General features: G+C 62.6%; 1 protein-coding gene and 1 pseudogene. One reads left to right on the forward strand and one right to left on the reverse strand.

The window, feature by feature from the left end; all coding sequences use genetic code 11:
- Positions 1 to 527, forward strand: a 527-nt coding sequence (locus tag ACXRVY_RS30795) for a zinc-binding dehydrogenase (protein ID WP_458239180.1), incomplete at its 5' end; no start/stop codon positions are given.
- 54 nt (positions 528 to 581) lie between these two features.
- On the opposite strand, the pseudogene ACXRVY_RS30800 reads toward ACXRVY_RS30795, so the two are convergent.
- Positions 582 to 1971 (reverse strand): annotated as a pseudogene (locus tag ACXRVY_RS30800) (ArnT family glycosyltransferase).
- Between the last annotated feature and the right edge of the window lie 8 nt (positions 1972 to 1979).

A 1979-nucleotide genomic window follows, 5' to 3' on the forward strand; every position in this document is an offset into this window, starting at 1 on the left:
GCATCAAGCCCACTGACCGGGTTGGCGTAGTGGGCATTGGCGGCCTCGGTCACCTGGCGCTGCGCTTCCTCAACGCCTGGGGCTGCGAAGTCACGGCGTTCACCTCATCGCTGAGCAAGCAGGACGAAGCCAGGCGCCTGGGTGCGCACAAGGTGGTCGCCTCGACCGACACCGATGCGCTCAATGCCATTGCCGGTACCCTGGATTTTCTCCTGGTCACCGCCAACGCCAACCTCGACTGGACGGCCATGCTCGCCACCTTGCGCGGCAAGGGTCGCCTGCACTTTGTCGGCGTCGTGCCCGACGCCATCCCGGTGCACGTGTTCAACCTGATTCCCCAGCAAAAAGTCTTGTCCGCCTCACCGGTCGGCTCACCGGCCAACACCGCGATGATGCTGGAGTTCTGCGCCCGCCATCAGATCCTGCCGCAGGTCGAGATGTTTCCCATGAGCCGGATCAACGAAGCCATCGATCATTTGCGCAGTGGCAAGGCGCGCTACCGCGTGGTGCTGGATGCCAGTCAGTGACAGGCGACGAACGAAGAGAAAGGGCCGTTTATTCAAACGGCCCTTTTTTTGCTCTCAGGGATTGGCCACCTGCGCCGGTAGCGCTGGCATATGCGGGTCGCTCCAGGTAAACCGATAGGCTTTGCCAGCCTCTTGCGGCAGGCATTTGCCGTTGTCGGCATCCGCCCCCACGATCGACCAGTTCGCCCGGGAGTTTTCGCCCAGTTCACGGGCCGCTTCGGGTTTGAAGCACTGGTTCAGTACGTCATCCGGCACCAGAGCGTAGGCCTTGGGGTGTTCGCGCAGGTACTGCGCAGCCTTCTCGATGGAGGAGTAGTCCATGCCAAAATGCACGATCGGCTGACGGGCGAACAACCAGTGCCCTTCCTCCCAGTTGACCAGCACCAGATCGGCGCCTTGGGTCATGGTCGCAGCCTGCGCCATGAGCACCTGATCAATGTTGGTGCCTTCCTTGAGCGGTTCGATGAAACCACGGGCGAACCACAGCACGAACCAGGTCGCCACCAGCGCCGGGAACACCCGACGCAAACGCGGGTGCCTTTTGAACCAGCGCTTGAGCAGCCACGGGATCAACGGTGCGGCAACCCAGCACCAGCGGTAGCCAGTACTGCGGAATCACATTGGTGAAGAAGTACCAGAACGGTTCGCGGTGATGCCACGCGGCGGCATAACGGCCCGCGGTCTGGTGCAGGAGGATCTCCCGCGCATAGGCAATTTCGTCAGCGCTGCCATTGACGATGATGGACAAGGCCAATGGCAACAGCCAGATCGCAATCGCTGCCAGCATCACCACCAACCCCAGCAACCACTTGCGCGCCTCGCCGGGCATGGCCACCACACCGTGCCAGTCTTTACGCACCGCATAGGCGTACGGAATCAGCAACAGCGCCGGCAGGAAACCCACGCCCTTGGTGATCACGCCAATGCCCATGGCCGCGCAGCCCGCGTAGAACCAGCGCCACGCAGGGCCGAGCAACAGGTGCCGCGCCAGACCGTAGAGGCCCAGGGAGGTGAACAGAATCAACAAGCTGTCGATCTGGCCGGTGCGCAGGATGCTGTAGGTCTGGTACGTCGCCAGGTACAACAGCGCGGCGTTGCGCCCGGTGCGCTGGGTCCACAGGCGACGGCCCAGGTCATAGACCATCGCCGTGACCGTCACGGCCGAAAACAGTCCCGGGATATAAAGGGCGATGTTCGGCTTGCCGGTCAGCCAGGTGAAGAACGCCACCGTCCACATGAAAATCGGCGGCTTGTCGCCGTAGATCTCGGCGGCCCGGTGCGGGATCAGCCACGAGCCGTTTTGCAGCATCTCCAGTGCGACGCCGAGGAAACGCTCCTCATCCACATTCTGTGCCTGACGCAACCCCAGCCCCGCGCCGATCAACAGCAGGGCAAGCAGCATCAGGCCCAGGCATTCGACCCTGGGCGACAGTGATCTACGCATGGTTATTC

It is taken from the genome of Pseudomonas sp. P5_A2_2, assembly GCF_054177685.1.